At 43.0% G+C, this 435-nt stretch carries 1 protein-coding gene; it reads left to right on the forward strand.

All coding sequences use genetic code 11. From position 1 onward, the window contains the following. Positions 1-294: transposase (locus CWB60_RS20340; protein WP_171036175.1), on the forward strand; the 294-nt coding region annotated here is incomplete at its 5' end. Positions 295-435: the final 141 nt, after the last annotated feature.

Here is a 435-nt window from a genome sequence, read left to right on the forward strand (position 1 = left end):
AACCCTAAAAAAGACCCTAGGCGAATAACGCGTGGGGTGCATGAGCTTCTGTCCGAAGTAATGCTTCAAATGCTCAAGAATGATCCTGATTTGATGCTTCATCGCAAGCAAACTGTTGAGCACCCCTTTGGCACAATTAAACTCTGGATGGGAGCTACCCACTTACTAACACGAGGTTTAAAAAGCGTGGGGACAGATATAAGTATTCATGTCCTAGCTTACAACTTCAGAAGAATGATAACAATTATGGGAGTTAACGGCCTAAGTAAAGCAATTAGAGTAGCGTTGCCATAGCAGTTTCGCTCGCGCGGAGATAATTGGGATACTGAGAAAAAATCGATCGCAACCATCTTAAATGGTTTCAAACAAACAACATACCCAAGACAATTTATTAAAAATTAGTGTTCCCTCTGTCTGGGCGCTCGTCCTCCACGC

The organism is Pseudoalteromonas sp. S327, from assembly GCF_005886415.1.
GTDB classification, from domain to species: domain Bacteria; phylum Pseudomonadota; class Gammaproteobacteria; order Enterobacterales; family Alteromonadaceae; genus Pseudoalteromonas; species Pseudoalteromonas atlantica.